Source organism: Corynebacterium urinipleomorphum (assembly GCF_900155535.1).
Lineage (GTDB): Bacteria > Actinomycetota > Actinomycetes > Mycobacteriales > Mycobacteriaceae > Corynebacterium > Corynebacterium urinipleomorphum.
Genome location: NZ_LT706965.1, coordinates 394,088 through 410,244, shown reverse-complemented (window position 1 = coordinate 410,244; position 16,157 = coordinate 394,088). Strand labels below are relative to the sequence as shown.

General features: G+C 62.1%; 13 protein-coding genes, 1 tRNA gene and 1 pseudogene. 8 read left to right on the top strand and 7 right to left on the bottom strand.

Going from position 1 to position 16,157, the window contains the following annotated elements; translation table 11 throughout:
- Nucleotides 1–16: 16 nt before the first annotated feature.
- From gndA to CZ338_RS09045, 6 genes are read left to right on the top strand one after another with little or no spacing between them, the layout of a single operon-like run.
- Nucleotides 17–1,474, top strand: coding sequence for an NADP-dependent phosphogluconate dehydrogenase (gene gndA / locus CZ338_RS09070; RefSeq protein WP_087118227.1), 1,458 nt, complete (start codon nt 17–19; stop codon nt 1,472–1,474).
- 47 nt (nt 1,475–1,521) lie between these two features.
- Nucleotides 1,522–2,841 carry a DEAD/DEAH box helicase gene (locus CZ338_RS09065; protein ID WP_087117900.1) on the top strand — a complete coding sequence of 440 codons (1,320 nt, stop codon included), beginning with the start codon at nt 1,522–1,524 and terminating at the stop codon, nt 2,839–2,841.
- Nucleotides 2,842–2,847: 6 nt separating this feature from the next.
- A complete protein-coding gene (locus CZ338_RS09060; protein WP_087117899.1) occupies nt 2,848–4,230 on the top strand; it encodes a hemolysin family protein in 1,383 nt (460 codons plus the stop codon).
- On the top strand, nt 4,227–5,279 hold the full coding sequence (locus CZ338_RS09055) for a hemolysin family protein (protein WP_087118226.1): 1,053 nt from the start codon (nt 4,227–4,229) through the stop codon (nt 5,277–5,279). The genes CZ338_RS09060 and CZ338_RS09055 overlap by 4 nt, the downstream gene beginning before the upstream one ends.
- 8 nt (nt 5,280–5,287) lie before the next feature.
- Nucleotides 5,288–6,163 (top strand): 3-methyladenine DNA glycosylase, encoded by an 876-nt coding sequence (locus tag CZ338_RS09050; RefSeq protein ID WP_087117898.1) that lies wholly within the window; start codon nt 5,288–5,290, stop codon nt 6,161–6,163.
- 39 nt (nt 6,164–6,202) lie between these two features.
- Nucleotides 6,203–7,666 carry a vWA domain-containing protein gene (locus CZ338_RS09045; RefSeq protein ID WP_087117897.1) on the top strand — a complete coding sequence of 488 codons (1,464 nt, stop codon included), beginning with the start codon at nt 6,203–6,205 and terminating at the stop codon, nt 7,664–7,666.
- A gap of 227 nt (nt 7,667–7,893) precedes the next feature.
- Here CZ338_RS09045 and CZ338_RS09040 read toward each other — a convergent pair whose 3' ends face one another.
- The 5 genes from CZ338_RS09040 to secA2 form a co-directional block, all read right to left on the bottom strand.
- Nucleotides 7,894–8,466, bottom strand: a complete 573-nt coding sequence (locus CZ338_RS09040; protein ID WP_087118225.1) for a MerR family transcriptional regulator — start codon at nt 8,464–8,466, stop codon at nt 7,894–7,896.
- A gap of 129 nt (nt 8,467–8,595) precedes the next feature.
- Nucleotides 8,596–9,213: a bifunctional nuclease family protein gene (locus CZ338_RS09035; protein WP_087117896.1), complete on the bottom strand. Its 618-nt coding sequence runs from the start codon at nt 9,211–9,213 to the stop codon at nt 8,596–8,598.
- A gap of 15 nt (nt 9,214–9,228) precedes the next feature.
- Nucleotides 9,229–9,966, bottom strand: coding sequence for a transcriptional regulator FtsR (gene ftsR / locus CZ338_RS09030; RefSeq protein ID WP_407919375.1), 738 nt, complete (start codon nt 9,964–9,966; stop codon nt 9,229–9,231).
- 144 nt (nt 9,967–10,110) lie between these two features.
- A complete protein-coding gene (gene odhI, locus CZ338_RS09025; RefSeq protein WP_087117895.1) occupies nt 10,111–10,542 on the bottom strand; it encodes an oxoglutarate dehydrogenase inhibitor Odhl in 432 nt (143 codons plus the stop codon).
- A gap of 108 nt (nt 10,543–10,650) precedes the next feature.
- Nucleotides 10,651–12,948, bottom strand: coding sequence for an accessory Sec system translocase SecA2 (gene secA2 / locus CZ338_RS09020; RefSeq protein WP_087117894.1), 2,298 nt, complete (start codon nt 12,946–12,948; stop codon nt 10,651–10,653).
- Between the two features lie 105 nt (nt 12,949–13,053).
- Between secA2 and CZ338_RS09015 the strand changes: the two genes are divergently transcribed.
- Nucleotides 13,054–13,130: transfer RNA gene (locus CZ338_RS09015), tRNA-Pro, on the top strand.
- Between the two features lie 108 nt (nt 13,131–13,238).
- On the opposite strand, the pseudogene CZ338_RS09010 reads toward CZ338_RS09015, so the two are convergent.
- Nucleotides 13,239–13,787, bottom strand: a pseudogene (locus CZ338_RS09010) (glutathione-dependent formaldehyde dehydrogenase); the annotation flags it as partial.
- Nucleotides 13,788–13,867: 80 nt separating this feature from the next.
- Here CZ338_RS09010 and CZ338_RS09005 point away from each other — a divergent pair.
- Nucleotides 13,868–15,187, top strand: a complete 1,320-nt coding sequence (locus tag CZ338_RS09005) for a DUF418 domain-containing protein (protein WP_087117893.1) — start codon at nt 13,868–13,870, stop codon at nt 15,185–15,187.
- A 38-nt stretch (nt 15,188–15,225) separates the two neighbouring features.
- Here the strand turns inward: CZ338_RS09005 and CZ338_RS09000 are convergent, their stop codons facing one another.
- Nucleotides 15,226–16,086, bottom strand: a complete 861-nt coding sequence (locus CZ338_RS09000) for an alpha/beta hydrolase family esterase (RefSeq protein ID WP_087117892.1) — start codon at nt 16,084–16,086, stop codon at nt 15,226–15,228.
- Nucleotides 16,087–16,157: the final 71 nt, after the last annotated feature.

Here is a 16,157-nt window from a genome sequence, read left to right as displayed (position 1 = left end):
GCGTATGCTTTTGGGCATGACTAATGAGAATCTCGCTCAAATCGGCGTTGTCGGCATGGCAGTCATGGGCTCCAACCTGGCCCGCAACTTCGCGTCCCGCGGCCACACCGTGGCCATCTTCAACCGCTCGCCTGAAAAGACCCGCGCGGTGATGGAGCAGTACGGCGACGAAGGGTCGTTCATTCCGTCCGAGACGATCGAGGACTTCGTCGCCTCCCTGGAGCGCCCGCGCAAGGCCGTGATCATGGTGCAGGCGGGCAAGGCGACTGATGCTGTTATCGACCAGCTCGTCGAAGCGATGGATGAAGGCGACATCATCATCGACGGCGGCAACTCGCTGTTCACCGACACAATCCGCCGCGAGAAGGAAGTCGCCGCCAAGGGCCGCCACTTCGTCGGCGCCGGTATCTCTGGCGGCGAGGAGGGCGCGCTGCGCGGCCCGTCCATCATGCCGGGCGGACCGAAGGAGTCCTGGGAGACCCTCGGTCCCCTGCTGGAGGACATCTCCGCAAAGGTCGACGGTGTCCCCTGCGTGACGCACATCGGACCGGACGGTGCAGGCCACTTTGTCAAGATGGTTCACAACGGCATCGAGTATGCCGACATGCAGGTCATCGGCGAGGCATACCACCTGCTCCGCTACGCCGCAGGCATCGAGCCAGCTGAACTTGCGGATATCTTCTCCAAGTGGAACCAGGGCGACCTCGATTCTTACCTCATCGAGATCACGGCCGAGGTTCTGCGCCAGGTGGACGCGAAGACGGGCAAGCCCTTCATCGACGTCATTGTCGACGCGGCCGGCCAGAAGGGCACCGGTCGCTGGACCGTCAAGGAAGCGCTGGATCTGGGAGTGCCCACTACCGGTATCGGCGAGGCGGTATTCGCACGTGCGTTGTCCTCGGCTCTCGCCCAGCGCGAGGCAGTCAAGAAGACTGGCTTGCCTTCAGGCGAAACGGCCACGCTCGAGTCCCTCGGCGTGGACAAGCAGCAGTTCGTCGAGGATGTCCGTCGTGCGCTCTACGCCTCCAAGCTCGTGGCCTACGCTCAGGGTTTCGACGAAATCAACGCCGGCTCCCAGGAGTACGGCTGGGGCCTCAAACCGCAGGACTTGGCCACCATCTGGCGCGGCGGCTGCATCATCCGCGCGAAATTCCTCAACCGCATTACCGAGGCGTACAACAACGATCCGGAATTGCCGTCCTTGCTGCTTGACCCGTACTTCCGCGGCGAGCTGGAGAACGGATTGATCGATTCCTGGCGCCGCGTGGTGGTCACCGCCACCCAGCTGGGTCTGCCGATCCCGGTCTTCGCTTCCAGCCTCTCCTACTACGACTCGCTGCGCTCCGACCGTCTGCCGGCGGCGCTGATCCAGGGCCAGCGCGACTTCTTCGGTGCCCACACCTACAAGCGCGTCGACATGGAAGGCACGTACCACACCACTTGGTCCGGCGAACGCGAGGAAATCACCTACTAGCGTTGCGTTAACCCAGGCACCGTGGGGCGGTCGGTAGACTTCCCCCGGTGCCTTCTTTTTTAGACCTCGGTCTTCCACGCCCCATCGTCGATGTGCTGGACAATCAGAACATCACTGAACCCTTTCCCATCCAGCAGGCTGCTATTCCGGCTGTTCTCAGCGGCCGCGATGTCCTCGGCCGCGGTCCGACCGGCTCCGGCAAGACTTTCACTTTCGGGTTGCCTATGCTCGCGCTCCTTGCCGGCGCTCCATCGCGCCCGGGACGTCCACGGGGCCTCATCCTCGCCCCCACCCGTGAGCTCGCCGCCCAAATCCGCCAACGCCTCGACGAACCGGCCGCCGCCGTGAATCTCCGCGTCATTGAGGTCGTCGGTGGCGTGAACATCAACAATCACATCCGTGCTCTCGCCGCACCCGTCGATGTTCTCGTGGCCACGCCCGGACGCGCGCAGGACCTGATTAACCAAGGCAAGTTGAGCTTCGACGACGTGGCAATCACGGCGATCGACGAAGCGGACCAGATGGCGGACATGGGCTTCCTGCCGCAGGTGCGCAAGCTTCTCGACGCCACACCGGACACCGGCCAGCGTCTGCTGTTCTCGGCGACGCTTGACGGGGACGTCGATAAGCTCGTGCGGGGCTATCTCGATGATCCCGTGACGCACTCGACTGCGCCCGCAGCTGCTGCCGTCGATTCAATGGAGCACTACCAACTTCTGGTGGGCGACCGCGAGTCCCGCAATGAGATTGTCCCGCTCATCGCCGCCCGCGAGGGAAAGACCATCATGTTCATGCGGACGAAGCACGGCGTGGACCGGCAGGTGAAGAAGCTGCGCCGCGTCGGCGTGAACGCCCAGGGCATCCACGGTGACAAGGGTCAGGGCGCTCGCACCCGCGCCATCGAGGGCTTTGCCGACGGGTCGTTACCGGTGCTCGTGGCCACGGATATCGCCGCACGCGGCATCGACATCAGCGATGTCTCCCTCGTCGTGCACATCGACCCCCCTGCCGAGCACAAGGCGTACTTGCACCGCGCCGGCAGAACTGCACGGGCGGGCACCGAAGGCACCGTTGTCACACTCGTGATGGACGAGCAACGGAAAGACGTGGACACCCTTCTGCGAAAGGCAGGGGTCGACGCGGAGAAAGTCCAGGTTAGCGCAGGGTCGACGGAGCTTGCTAAGATCACGGGAGCGCGGGAACCGTCCGGTGACCCGCTTCCCCCGCCGGGCCAGACCGCGGCACCCGCTCAGAAGCGCAACCAGCGTTCGGGTGGATCGCGGCGCGGGCGGCAACAGGGCACTGCTCGCACCAACAGTAACGGTGGGCGCCGCCGCAGAAGGAGTTCCAGGCGCAAAGAGTCGTAACCACTCATGGACATACTGATTTCCATCCTCGCCCTTGTCGGCTTCGTTCTGCTCACCGCATCCACCGGCTTGTTCGTGGCAATTGAGTTCGCCATGACCGGCCTCGAACGCTCCACGATCGAAGCGCACGTGCAAGAAAAAGGCGATAAGACCGCCCGTGCCGTTCAGCGCGACCACGGCAATCTTTCGTTTGTACTGTCCGGTGCGCAGCTGGGCATCACCATCACCACGCTCGCGACGGGCTTTCTCGCAGAGCCCGTGCTCGCCCGGTTCTTCGGCCCGCTGCTGGAGCTCGTCGGGCTCTCCGAGTCCGCCTCGCGCCCGGTGGCGCTCGTGCTGGCGCTCATCGTGGCCACGACCTTGTCCATGGTGTTCGGTGAGTTGGTGCCCAAGAACGTGGCTATTTCCAAACCCTTGGAAACTGCCCGCTTCGTTGTGCCGCCGGTCAACGCATTCAACACAGTGTTCTCCTGGTTCATCAAAGCGTTGAACGCATCCGCGAACTGGTTTGTGCGCAAGCTGGGTATCGAGCCCGCCGATGAGCTGGCCTCGGCCCGATCGGGTCCGGAGCTCGGCGCAATGGTGCGCAGCTCTGCCGAAGCTGGAGGTCTCGACGCCACCACCGCGAAGATGCTTGACCGCTCGCTCCAATTCGGAGAGACCACCGCAGAGGAGGTCATGTCCCCCCGTTCCACGGTCAATTCCCTCGACGTTGAGGACACGGTCAGCGACCTCATTGCGTTGGCCATTGAGACCGGCCACTCCCGTTTCCCGGTCCGACGCGGCGACTTGGATGACACAGTCGGGCTCGTGCACATCAAGGATGCTTTCTCGGTTCCGCGGGACGAGCGAGCTACGACTCTGCTCGGATCGCTGGCCAAACCTGTCTCCTTCGTTCCCGGCACCTTGGATGGCGACGCCGTGCTCAACCAGGTGCGCTCCGCTGGCTCCCAGATGGTGCTTGTCGCCGACGAGTACGGCGGCACCCAGGGCTTGGTCACCATCGAGGATGTTGTCGAGGAGATTCTCGGCGAAGTGTACGACGAGTACGACGACCGCGAGTCGGAGCGGGATTTCCACCGCTTCGGCACGTCCTGGGAAGTTTCAGGTCTGGTCCGTCTCGACGAGTTATCGGAGCGGACGAGTTACCTGGCGCCGGACGGCCCGTACGAGACCCTCGGCGGCTTGATCATGTCGGCCTTGGGCCGGGTCCCCCAGGTTGGAGACTCGGTGCTTCTTCCCCTCCCCGACAATGAAGTCCAGGACGATTTTGAATCCGGTAATGCTGGCCGCTGGCTCGCACGCGTCTCCGTCATGGAAGGACGGCGACTGGACAAGGCGATCCTCACGCCCGTGTCCGATGAAGAGGCTGCGAGGTGGTCCGCATGAGTATCTGGGTAGCTTCCCTCCTCATCGTCGTTTTGCTTCTGGCCAACGCTTTTTTCGTGGCCACAGAGTTCGCGCTGGTCTCCTCACGCAAAGACCGGCTCGAGTCGATGCTGGCGCAGGGCAAGACGGGGGCCCGCAGGGCATTGAATGCCACCGAGCACCTGTCCATTTACCTTGCGGGAGCCCAGTTCGGTATCACCATCGCTTCCCTCATCCTGGGCAAAGTGGCTGAACCCGCTATTGCGCACTTCCTCGAGGCACCGTTCACGGGCCTCGGAGTACCGGAGAATCTCCTGCACCCGCTGTCGTTTGTCATCGCTCTGCTGATCATCACGGTGCTGCACATCATTTTCGGCGAGATGATTCCGAAGAATATCTCCATTGCGGGACCGGAAACCCTCGCGGTGTGGCTCACCCCGGCGATGGACGTGTGGGTGAAGCTCACCCGCCCGCTCATCTACGCATTGAACGAGCTCGCCCGCTTCACGCTTCACCTCTTCGGCGTGGAGCAGCGTGACGAGCTGGATGCCACGGTGGATCAGGAGCAGCTTGCCACGATGATCCAGGAATCGCGGCAGGAAGGCCTGCTGGATGCGGAGGAGACCGCACGCCTGGCCAACGCCCTTTCCTCCGAACACCGCAGCTTCAAGGAGGTCATGATTCCGATCGAGGATGTCGTGACCATCCCCTATTCCCGCGGCGGTATTGCTCTGTCGGCGTTGGAGAAGGCGGTTCAGGAAACCGGATTCTCCCGCTTTCCCGTCGAGGGATCCGCAGGCGCGCTGGTGGGCTACATCCATGTGAAGGACGTGTTGGACCTGCTCGAATCCGAGGCGGCCAACCCGGTCATCCCGCAGAACCGCATTCGCCGGTTGAGCATTGTCGACGGTTCCGGCAGCCTCGACGACGCTCTGACGTCTATGCACCGCCGCTCCGCCCACATGGCGCAAGTCCGCGATAACGGTGAGCTGGTCGGAGTGCTCGCCTTGGAGGACTTGATCGAGGAATACGTTGGCACTGTGTCCGACTGGACGCACGAGGACGATTAGGCTCCACCATGCCCACCGACGCTTCTACCAGGCTCGCCCGCGAGGAATGGTCTGATTGCATCGCCCAACACGAAGAGCGCGCCCGCATATGGATCGACCCGCACTTGAAACGTCGCTCCCGGGGCGAGAAGCACCCGATCTGGGACTTTCTTTTTGACTATTACGCGGTCCGCCCGTCCCACGTCTTGCGCTGGCACCCAGGCGCGCGAGTGGTACTCGATGACGCTGCTGACTCACCGCACGCACAGTGGCGCGATTACAGCCTTTGCCCCGATGGCAGCGTCACAGCGGATGTGCACGCGTTTCTCTCCCACCGCCGCACGGACATGGAGAATCTCCTGCTCTTGCTACGTGCCACGCAGACAAACCGGACGCAGTTCGATTGCTTTGGCCTGCACGAGTGGGCCATGGTCTACCGCCAGGGTCAAACTCGCCATGACCTCCCCCTTCGCCTAGGCACCGATCGCACCAACGACGTCCTTGAAGCTCACGACATCAAATGCACGCATTACGACGCCTACCGGTTCTTCACCCCGCCCGCCAAACCGCTGAATTTGACGGTGTTGGAAAACACGGCAAGACCGAACCACGAGCAAAGCGGATGCCTTCACGCAGGCATGGATTTGTTCAAGTGGGCGGCAAAGATGGGGCCCCTGGTGCCGGGCGAGTTACTTCTTGATTGCTTCGAGCTTGCCCGCGATATCCGCCTGCTGGACATGGAGGCCTCCCCGTACGATTGCCGCGGCCTCGGGTATGGGGTCGTTCCGATTGAAATGGCGGAAGGGAAAGCGCAGTACGTCGCACGACAACGCGCCTTTGCCGCACGCGCAGAACCCTTGCGACACCGCCTTGTCGCGATCCTCGAAGACGTTCTCAACGGTTAAGCTATCGGGGACGTTGTCTGCTCGAAAGGAGCCTGGGTCATGGGACGGCACTCCACCGGAAAGAACAACTATTCCCTGTCGAAAGGGTTGATCGCGCTCATCGCTGCCCTCGCCCTGTTGCTCGTTGCAGTCACGGTGTTTTTCATGCGCGACAATGATTCCGATTCGGATGCAGCCTCTGGCGGCCAGCCCGAGTGCGTCTCCGGCGATCTCGCTCTTCCCGTCGCCGCCGCGAACAAGAAAGTCGGGCAACAGCTTATCGACGCCTATGTGGCCACCAACCCCGTCGTCCGCGACTATTGCGTGAAGCCGGAATACGTCGATTCCCTCCACGACGCCGCCGTGTACATCGCCCCGTTCTCGCCGGTGGCGAAGGAGGAGCTCTCCCAAGCCGGCCGCAGCGCAGCGACGAACGAGCCCCCTACCGTGTACTCCACCGTTGTCGGTGTCTCGGGTGGATCACTCAGCACGGACGGAGGCACCCCGGCTTTGAGTGATGTCCTCTTCCCCACGGGAGAGCAACCAGAGGCGTCCGCGATCGTTGCCGACGCGATCGCCGACTCCGACGACTCTGCAATCTCGGCGCTCCAAGAACAGCGCGTCACAACCGTCTCTGAAGCCTCCGCGTCCACGCAAAAGGTGGTCGCGACCGCTCAGGATTCTGCTCCAGAGGGAATAGCCTTTGCACCCCTCGACGGTGCCGAACTGCTTTATTCTGCTATCCCGCTGACCACAACAGATGATGTCACCGAGGAACAGAGTCGCGCCGCCCAAAACTTCGCAGAAGACGCTGGCACGTCCTTTGCGGACTCTCACGGCGGGAACCAAAAAGCCCTGAGCGAACTCTCCGACGGGGTGTGGGCTGCTGCGGTACCAGAAGGTGGTCGACGGATCCCCGGCTCCGAGAGTGCCTCCGACACGGCCGGCACCAGTGCCGGTACCGACTCAAACGGTAGCGCCCCCAGTGAAGCAACAAACACGCTGTTCCTTCTGGACACTTCCGCCGCTATGTCAGCCTTCAACGATGATGCTGCAGACGCCATCGATGCCTCAGTGGCGGACTTGACCAGTTCGGGTCACTCCGTCGCACTGTGGAATTACTCTTCCCCACTCACTCCTGGCGTGACCCAGGGATACCGCGCGAACATCTCTTTCACCGGTAACGCTGACGATGTCGCCGGTACAGCCCACCGATTCATCAACGACGGCGAGCCTTTGACGCGCGAGGCTGTCACCGCTGCCGTGGATTACGTCGAATCGGAAGCAACGGGAGAGGCACCGGTCCGGATTGTGCTCATTACCTCGGGCACCGCCGACAGCTCCGATGATTCAGCAATCCAGGCACTCACTGCCGCAAGGGACAAGAAAATATCGTTGACTATCGTTCATGTCGGACAGGGCGGGGCCGATAGAGGTCTGAGCGAGGCTGCTGAATTCTCAACCAATGTCTCCGCTGCGGACGAACTCACGGGTGCTATCCGTGCGGCATCCGGTCTCGCTTAGAGCGTTACCGCGTCCACGATTGGTGTATTTGTCTTACACCCGTGCTGAGCTCGTGCGCTGTTACCGCAGGCCATGATCGAGCAATTAGACGCTCATGTCATTGAGATCTACCACGCGGAGGTGACAACGCCCCGGGCACGAAAAAGGGCGCGGTCCGCATCGGGATCCGCGCCCTGAAATAGAGGGAGCAAAGTGGACCACCCTTCAACCGGTGGCCCCAAGAAGTCTTAGGAGGAACGGCGGCGACGGCGGTCAGCCAGTTCGTCGAGTGCGACGACGTTGTCGCCTTCATCCCCGGAGATGCCACCAATGCGCTCCGACGGGAACGCGGAAATCGTTCCGGTCAGTTCCTTCACGATCTGCGGTACCGCGATACCGAAGACGCCCTGACCGCCGCCGAGAAGGTCGATGATCTCATCGTTGCTGCGGCATTCGTACACGGTGGTGCCGTCGGAGACGAGGGTGATCTCGGAGATCTCGTTGATTCCGCGGTCACGCAATTTGTCCACGGCGAGACGGATGTTTTGCAGGGAGATACCGGTGTCCAGCAGACCCTTGACAATCTTCAGGACCAGAATGTCCTTGAAGGAGTAAAGACGCTGCGAACCCGAGCCCGTAGCGTTGCGGATGGACGGGCGGACCAGATCGGTGCGTGCCCAGTAGTCCAGCTGGCGGTAGGTGATGCCGGCGACTTGGCAGGCGATCGGGACGCGGTAGCCGACCTCGTCAGACGGGCCCAGGTCAAAAAGGGTCTCCTGGACCGGTGCTTGGGCACCGTCGGCGGCGGTGGCGCTATCGATCGAAGTCACGTAATTACTCCCATGAAGTTTAGGAAAGTGCCTAGTGGTTATTTAAAGGCAAGCTTAAGCTGCGGTCAAGACCACAGCGTTCAACACGCCGAAGTTTTAACCTCAACTTTAACTTTAGGGTCAGTTTCCCTCACTATCATCGTCAGCATCAACGTCATCAGGGGTACCGCCGAAACCGAGATCCTCTTCTTCGACACCCAATTCGCGCATGAGGTTCTCAAAGTCCAGGTCCGCCTGTTTGTCCCCACTAGCGGAGTTGCCGTTACCCTCGGATGATGCCTCTGCCCCATCCGCAAAGTCAGAGTCGAACTCAACATCGAAATAGTCGGCGGCATCCTCGGCACTGAGCCACAGCGAGGCGTGGTTGAGGACGTCTTCTTCCACCTCGATGGTCATATCCAGCATCAACGCAAGGACAAGAGCATCGGTTGGGCGGCAGTCGAATTCGGCTCCATCGTCCATGGTCACTTGCGCCATATAGACACCGTTGTAGTAACCGGTCAGTTCAATGGCAGACACGCCGGCGGTGGACTGCTCAATGATGTCTACTAACAGGTTATGAGTATCGGGGCGGGTCGGCTCCCACTCACCGATCCGGCCGAGGAGCTGGGCTCCGCCCACGGGTGACAGCCAGATGGGAAGAAAGCGCCGGCGCTCTTCCCAGAGAAGTACTGCGCACAGGAAATTCTCGGGACCGACGGGAAAGACTCCGCACAAAGAAACGGGAACTGTACTCATGATTCTGGTTAGCTTCTAGGCAAGGCCACGGCGTAGCTCGTTCTTGACCAGCGCGGCGTGCAGCGACACGACAAGCGCGGTCATCTGTTGACTGATCTCGCCAGCTTCTTGCTTTGCGGCTGCGCGACCTGATTTAGCAACCGGATCCGTGACCTGGGTGATCAAATCGGCCTGCCGGCTCGCGGATTGGCGGATTCGCTTCAGATGCCGGGCGTCGAGGCCGAACTCAGTCAGCGAGACGGCGGTGGAGACAACACGAACATCATCAACCGTGAACAAACCGGAAGCGTCCGGAACGATCAACCCAGCATCGATGCATTGGGCGACATCGTCAGGTGTGCACTCAGCTTGGGTGGCGACATCTTCGTCGGTGAGGCGCGTGGCGGCAGGAGCCGCGAACTGCTCCGGCGCAATCAACGGTTCGGCGGTCTTCTGACTGGTCATGACAGCCGTGACTTTGCCGGAATCCATTGCTTCCAGCTGCTCGCGAATGACTTTGAGCGGCAAGTAATTGTCGCGCTGGGTGATGAGAATGTAGCGCAGCCGCTCCACGTCCGCTTCGGTGAAGCGACGGTAACCTGACTGCGTTCGTTCCGGGCTGATCAGCCCTTCCGATTCGAGAAACCGGATTTTAGACACGGTGACATCCGGAAATTCCTCGCTGAGGCACTTGATCACCACGCCGATCGACATGGTCTTTGTGCCCGAGCGGGGTGCCTGGTTGCTCGGCTTCGTCTTCCGGATTGCGCTCACAGTGTCTAATTCTGTCTAAATGGTTCTCACGGTGCCCGGGTTTCCCTGAAAACATTTCCAGTCTTCGGGGAACGGGGCAGAAATACCGGTGCCCTCTCGACACCGGTGGGTGGATGTGGCATCAATCGTTGATGCCCGCTGCGGCTAGTCCTCGTCTGCGATGAATACCAGGCGGAATTTACCGATCTGAATTTCGTCGCCGGTGGACAGCGCCTGCGAGTTACGCGGCTCGCGGTTGACGTAGGTGCCGTTGAGGGATCCGACATCGACAACCTCGAACTCGCCGTCGTTGCGGCGGAACTCGGCGTGACGGCGGGAGACGGTGACATCGTCGAGGAAGATGTCCGCCTCCGGGTGGCGCCCAGCCGTGGTGGTGTCCTGGTCCAGCAGGAAGCGTGCGCCCGCATTCGGGCCGCGCTTGACCACCAGCAGGGCCGCGCCAGCTGGCAGGCCCTCGACTCCGCCGACGTGGTCAGAGGCGGTGGTAGCTCCCGTCTCCATCTCTTTCAGAAGATCCGCACGGAAGACAGAGGTGGTCTCTACCTGTGCCTCCGGTGTACCGGTGTTCTCGCTCATCTCTTCTCCTGACGTTTTGACGGATACAAATCCAAATTTAAGTCCACGATCATCATACTGACAACTAGCCCCGCCGCGCGGTTGTGACACCTCTGGGGCCCGCCCGCGTCAGCGGAAAATGCTGGCTATGCCCGATATTACGGAGTTTCCGCCGCCGGCGAGCGGGTTGTCGGAGACCATGTAGGTCCACGTCGCGTTGGGGCGTTTCCAGCCGGCGTCGGCGAGGTGGGCACCGTCGGCGTCGATAAGCACCGTGCCGAAAGTCTCCACGGCGCGCTCGACGGCGCGGTTAGCCAGCTCCTTGAATTCCCTCACGGCAATGCGGTGAAACTCCGTGATCGGTGTCTCGCGGGCGATAGCGCGGAGGTGGATCGATTCGCGCACATCGTCCATGAGCGCTAGGTGCTCCGACCATTCGTCGTCGAGATGGAACAGCATGATCTCCCGTGCAGCCTGCTCGAGCACTCCGCGCTCGACCCCCTGAGCCTCCAGCTCAGCGGCGCGCGCGGGATCGCGTTCGGCGAGTTCCCGCCACGCTTGATCGGTATCCAGCAGCGACGCACGCCGCTTATCGACGATCTCCCTGTGGTCCGCCAGCAACTGGTTGTACTTCCAGGTCTGCGCGTGGATCTCCAACAGCTGCCCCTCGGTGACGCGCTGGCAGTGCTCGATGAAGTCCTGCACGCGCTTGGAATCAATCCGGCCGTCCGCATCCGGTTGTGCACTCACCCGCTCATCCGCACCGCCGGCGGTGACAATGTCGTCCTCGAGGGAGACGAAGAACACGCTCAGACCAGGGTCGCCCTGGCGTCCCGCGCGTCCACGCAACTGGTTGTCCAGGCGCGCGGTGCGGTGACGGGCGGTGCCGATGACGGCCAATCCGCCGAGGTCCACCACGGCGTCCCGGTCGCTCTCGTCGGCGCCTCCAAGCCGGATGTCGGTGCCGCGGCCAGCCATCTGGGTGGACACGGTCACGCGGCCGAGATCACCCGCTTCCGCGACAATGCGCGCTTCCTCCGCGTCGTTCTTCGCGTTGAGCACATTGACGGTGATTCCCCGCTCCTCGAGCGCCTGAGCGAGCGCCTCGGACTCGGCGACGTCGTGGGTGCCCACGAGCACCGGCTGGCCCGCGGAGTGAATGTGGGCGATCTCGTCGACAATCGCCGCGAATTTCTCCTCCATCGTGGCGTAGATGCGGTCGGCTTCGTCGAAGCGGCGCAGCTCTTTGGCACGGTCAATGACGGAGACGTGGAGGTCGTAGAACTGCCGTAGCTGGTCGGTGGCCTCGACTGCCGTACCCGTCATGCCGCACACCATCGGGTAGCGGCGCATGAGTGCTTGCAGCGTGATCTGGTCGAGGATGCGTCCGCCTTCGGAAACGTCCAATCCCTCCTTCGACTCCACCGCGGCTTGAAGGCCGTCCGGCCAGCGCTGCAGCTCGGCGACGCGGCCGCGGGAGGCATCGACCAGGTCGATCTTGCCGTCCTGCACGATGTAGTGGACGTCGCGGATGAGCAGCGCCTTAGCGTGTAGCGCAAGGTTGACCCGTACCAGGATCGTGCCGATGTTCTCGTCGGAGTACAACGAGTCGATGCCCAGCGCGCGCTCCACTTTCGCTGCACCGGCGTCGGTGAGGAAGACGTTCCTGCGGTCCGAATCAATGGTGTAGTCGGTGCCTTCCACAAGATGGGAGACCGCCTCCGTGATCTGGCCGGTCGCCTGCTCCCCCGGCTTGGCGCCGGCGAGGACGAGGGGAACCAAGGCTTCGTCGACAAGCACGCTGTCCGCCTCGTCGACGAGCGCGACGTCCGCGGGTACTTGGACTGTTTGGTCGCGGTGCGTGATCTGGTTGTCGCGCAGGTGGTCGAAGCCGATTTCCGCTACCGGTGCGTAGACGATGTCGCTGCGGTAGGCCCGCACGCGCTCTTCGCGTGTCGACGACTCCGTCACCGCCGCGACCGTCAACCCGAAGAATTCAACGAGCGGGCGCATCCAGTCCGCGTCGCGCGCGGCCAGGTAGTTGTTCACGGTGATGAGATGCACGCGCTTGCCTGTCAGCGCGAACCCCGTCGCCGCCATCGCGCCGACGAGTGTCTTGCCCTCGCCGGTGGCCATCTGGATGACATCGCCTTCCAGCAGGCGCAACACCGCCTGATTCTGAACCTCGAACGGTGTCATGCCCAACGTGCGGGCGGATGCCACCGTGAGCACGGCCAAGAAATTCGCCTTATCTGTGATCTGGCCGTTGTCCACTGTCCCCCGGATCGCGTCGACCAATTCCGCGTCACTACGCTGCTCGTACCCGGCGATTAAGCCGTGCGCCTGCGACACGATGCCCTTGGACTTCTTGTCGTTGCGCTCGCTGGACGAGCCCATCGCTTTCCAGAACCAGTCAAACTTGCCCATGGGGCAACTTTACGTGACCAGCCGATTACAGCAATCACCCGACCATGCGGTAATCTAACGGAGTTCCACGCGAGCATGCTCCGGCATGCACCGCACGACGAACAACGGGCTGTGGCGCAGTTTGGCAGCGCACTACACTGGGGGTGTAGGGGTCGCAGGTTCAAATCCTGTCAGCCCGACCATTTTTTGGAAAGTTTCGGCCCTCTGTCCAGCATCTTTTCGGTAATCCCGACTAGAGCCGGACAGAGAGCCGATTGCTTTGTCCAGCGCGTATGAAGCAGCGAGCCTCTTTACGGCTTGAGCACGACCTTGATGCAGCCGTCCTGCTTCTTCTGGAATTTCTCGTACATTTCGGGGGCGTCGTCGAGCGGCGCGGTGTGGGTTTTCAGATCGAGGACGCCGAGGGGATCCGACGGGTCGTCGACCAGCGGGAGGATGTCATCGGTCCAGTTGCGCACGTTGCACTGGCCCATCCGCATCTGGATCTGCTTGTCGAAGAGCGTGAGCATCGGCAACGGGTCCTTCATACCGCCGTAGACACCGCTGAGGGAGATTGTGCCACCGCGTCGCACAGCGTCGATGGCGGTGTAGAGCGCGCTAAGACGGTCCACACCCGCGTGCTCCATGGCAGCACGGCCGAGCGAGGACGGTAGCAGACCGGTAGCAGCCTGCGCAGTTCCAGCGACCGGAGAGCCGTGCGCTTCCATGCCGACGGCGTCGACGACGGAGTCGGGCCCGCGGCCGTCAGTAAGCTCGCGCAGCTTCTCCACGACTTCCTCGTCGCTGCCCCCGATGACCTCGATGCCGTGCCGTGCTGCCATGGCGCGGCGCTCCGCGACGCGAGGAAAAACGGTATAGTTTTGCTTGAAAATACCACTTCATCGCCCCTTTTTAGGGGATTCTGGGAAAGGATGGGGACATGGCTAGCCGGACGCAGCAGGGCGCTGGAATGAACAAGGTGCGCTACGTCGCACCTGACGTGGCCCGGGGCATGGCCCTGCTGGGCATCGCGTTGGCGAATGTGCCGACGAACTGGCTGGCAACACATGACGCGGCGCACTCAGGGTTCTTCGGTGGTACGGGACCTGACCCGAGTGTCCTCGAGAAAGTGCTCATCGTTTTCCAAGCGATGTTCGTGCATGTTCGCGGACTCCCGATGTTCTCTGTACTGCTCGGCATGGGCGTCGGAATGATCGTGGGCAGTCTGTGGCGGCGCGGTTACACCAACCTGGCCGCCAAGAAAGTGGTGCTGAAACGCTACTTCTTCCTCTTCTGTTTCGGCCTCGTCCACCTGATCTTCTTCTTTCCCGGCGATATCCTCACCGCCTACGGGATCTGCGGGATGGTGCTCGCGCTGCTGATCGGATGCGGGGACAGAATCCTGCGGATCGTATCCGGTGTTCTGCTCGGCCTGTGGTGCGTGTGGTGCGCTTTGGGGGCGCTCATGATCTTCATCGATGGTCCGGGTGCCCCGACGATGACCATGGACTTGTTCTACGGCAGCGTCGAGCAGACCTACACCGGCCAGATCCGTCATGCCCTGGGTATTCTCGCGGGGCACGCATTCCCGATCATCTCGATCCTCCCGATGATTCTGCTCGGGTTCGTCTGGGGCCGTGAACGGGTCATGGAGGACGTGGACAGGTACGCGGTGCGGCTGTGGGCGTGGGTGGCCGTGACGGTGGCCGTCATCGTCTTGGTGGGAGTCCCGTTCGGGTTGTCGTCGATTGGCGTGCTCCCCTATGAGTGGGAGCCGGCATTCGCCATTCTCAACCAAGCGTTTGGTCGACTGACTGGTCCGGGCATCCTCGCCGCAGTGATGCTGGCGATGCGGCCGGTACAGCGCCGTATCGCGGAAGGTGCACCGATCCCAGGCTGGCTGGCCGCTTTCAATGCCCTAGGTAAACGGTCCATGACCGGTTACCTAGGGCAAACCATCATCCTTTTCCCGCTCACGTCCGTCTTCCTTCTCAATATCGGGCACGACTTCCCCATCGCCGGACAAATGGCTTTGGCCACCGGTGTGTGGCTGGTGACCTTGCTCGTGGCATGGGTCATGGAGCGGCACGGAATTCCAGGGCCGTTTGAGAAGCTCCACCGCACGATGTCCTACGGGCGCGAAGGACTCCCCCGGCACTATGAACTCACGCCTCAGGAGATTGAGCGAGGACCGGCACGGACGCGGTACGGCTACAAACAGAAGATCGACGGAACGTGGCAGCTCGCGCTTCCGCTGTAACGGAGGCAGCAACGCTGAGGCGGCAACGGAACGAGCTGTTAGCCCAAGTTCCCGTGAGAGGAGATGCCGAAGAAATCGAGGATCTCGCGGGTGGCCAAGTCGTCGGCGGTGTTCTCCCCTGGCCCCTGATCACTGTCGCTCCCGGGCCAAATATGGCCGCTTCCATCGAGGCGGTAGTGGCGTAGTTGCGCATCACAGCCCTCCCACACAAACTCCTCCCCTGGGCGGGTCAGGGGCTCCACGGCCGGGTCGGGTTCGCAGTAGTTGCGCTGAGCCGCCTGGTTCATCACTTCCTCGACAGGCTCGAATTCTGCACCGTGGCGGGATCCGCCGTCGTAGCCGATGATGCTGTCCTTCGTGCCGTGGAAATCTATCTGCTTAGTCGGGATCTGCGAACATCCCTCGAAGACCTCGTCATAGAAGGCGGCGGAGACAGTAGCGATCCCGGTGAGCTGGTGGGCGCGATGGCAAGCTGTGTACGCCGCGAAACCACCTCCATTTGAGTGCCCTGCCGCGAAGACACGCGAGGGATTGATCGGGTATTTATCCAGCATCTCTTGGCGCACCGCATCGAAGAACTCTAGGTCCTCGTCGCCAGAGGTCACGGCGTACGGTGCGGGAGCCCACGCATCATTCACGCCTTGCATGTACACCACGACTGCGTTGGCCTTGTCGAGTTCCGTCATCGACCGCATGGAATCATCGGACATCTTGTACCCGTGGAAAGCGAAGATGAGAGGAAGGTTCTCGCGTTCCTCGACGTTCGGCGGGGTTGTTACCAGGTATTCGCGTTCCCGGCCGGCGACCTTCATGGTCTGGGTGAACGTGCTCGATTCTCCGGAGAAATCGGCTTCCACTTCGGCGAGTTCCTCCCGCACCTCGTTCGCCGCGTCAGACACCTGAAGGTCTTCTTCGCGTTCCCCGCACGCTCCCAACGCTGAGACTGAGAGCAGTAGTGCCGCGCAGCCGG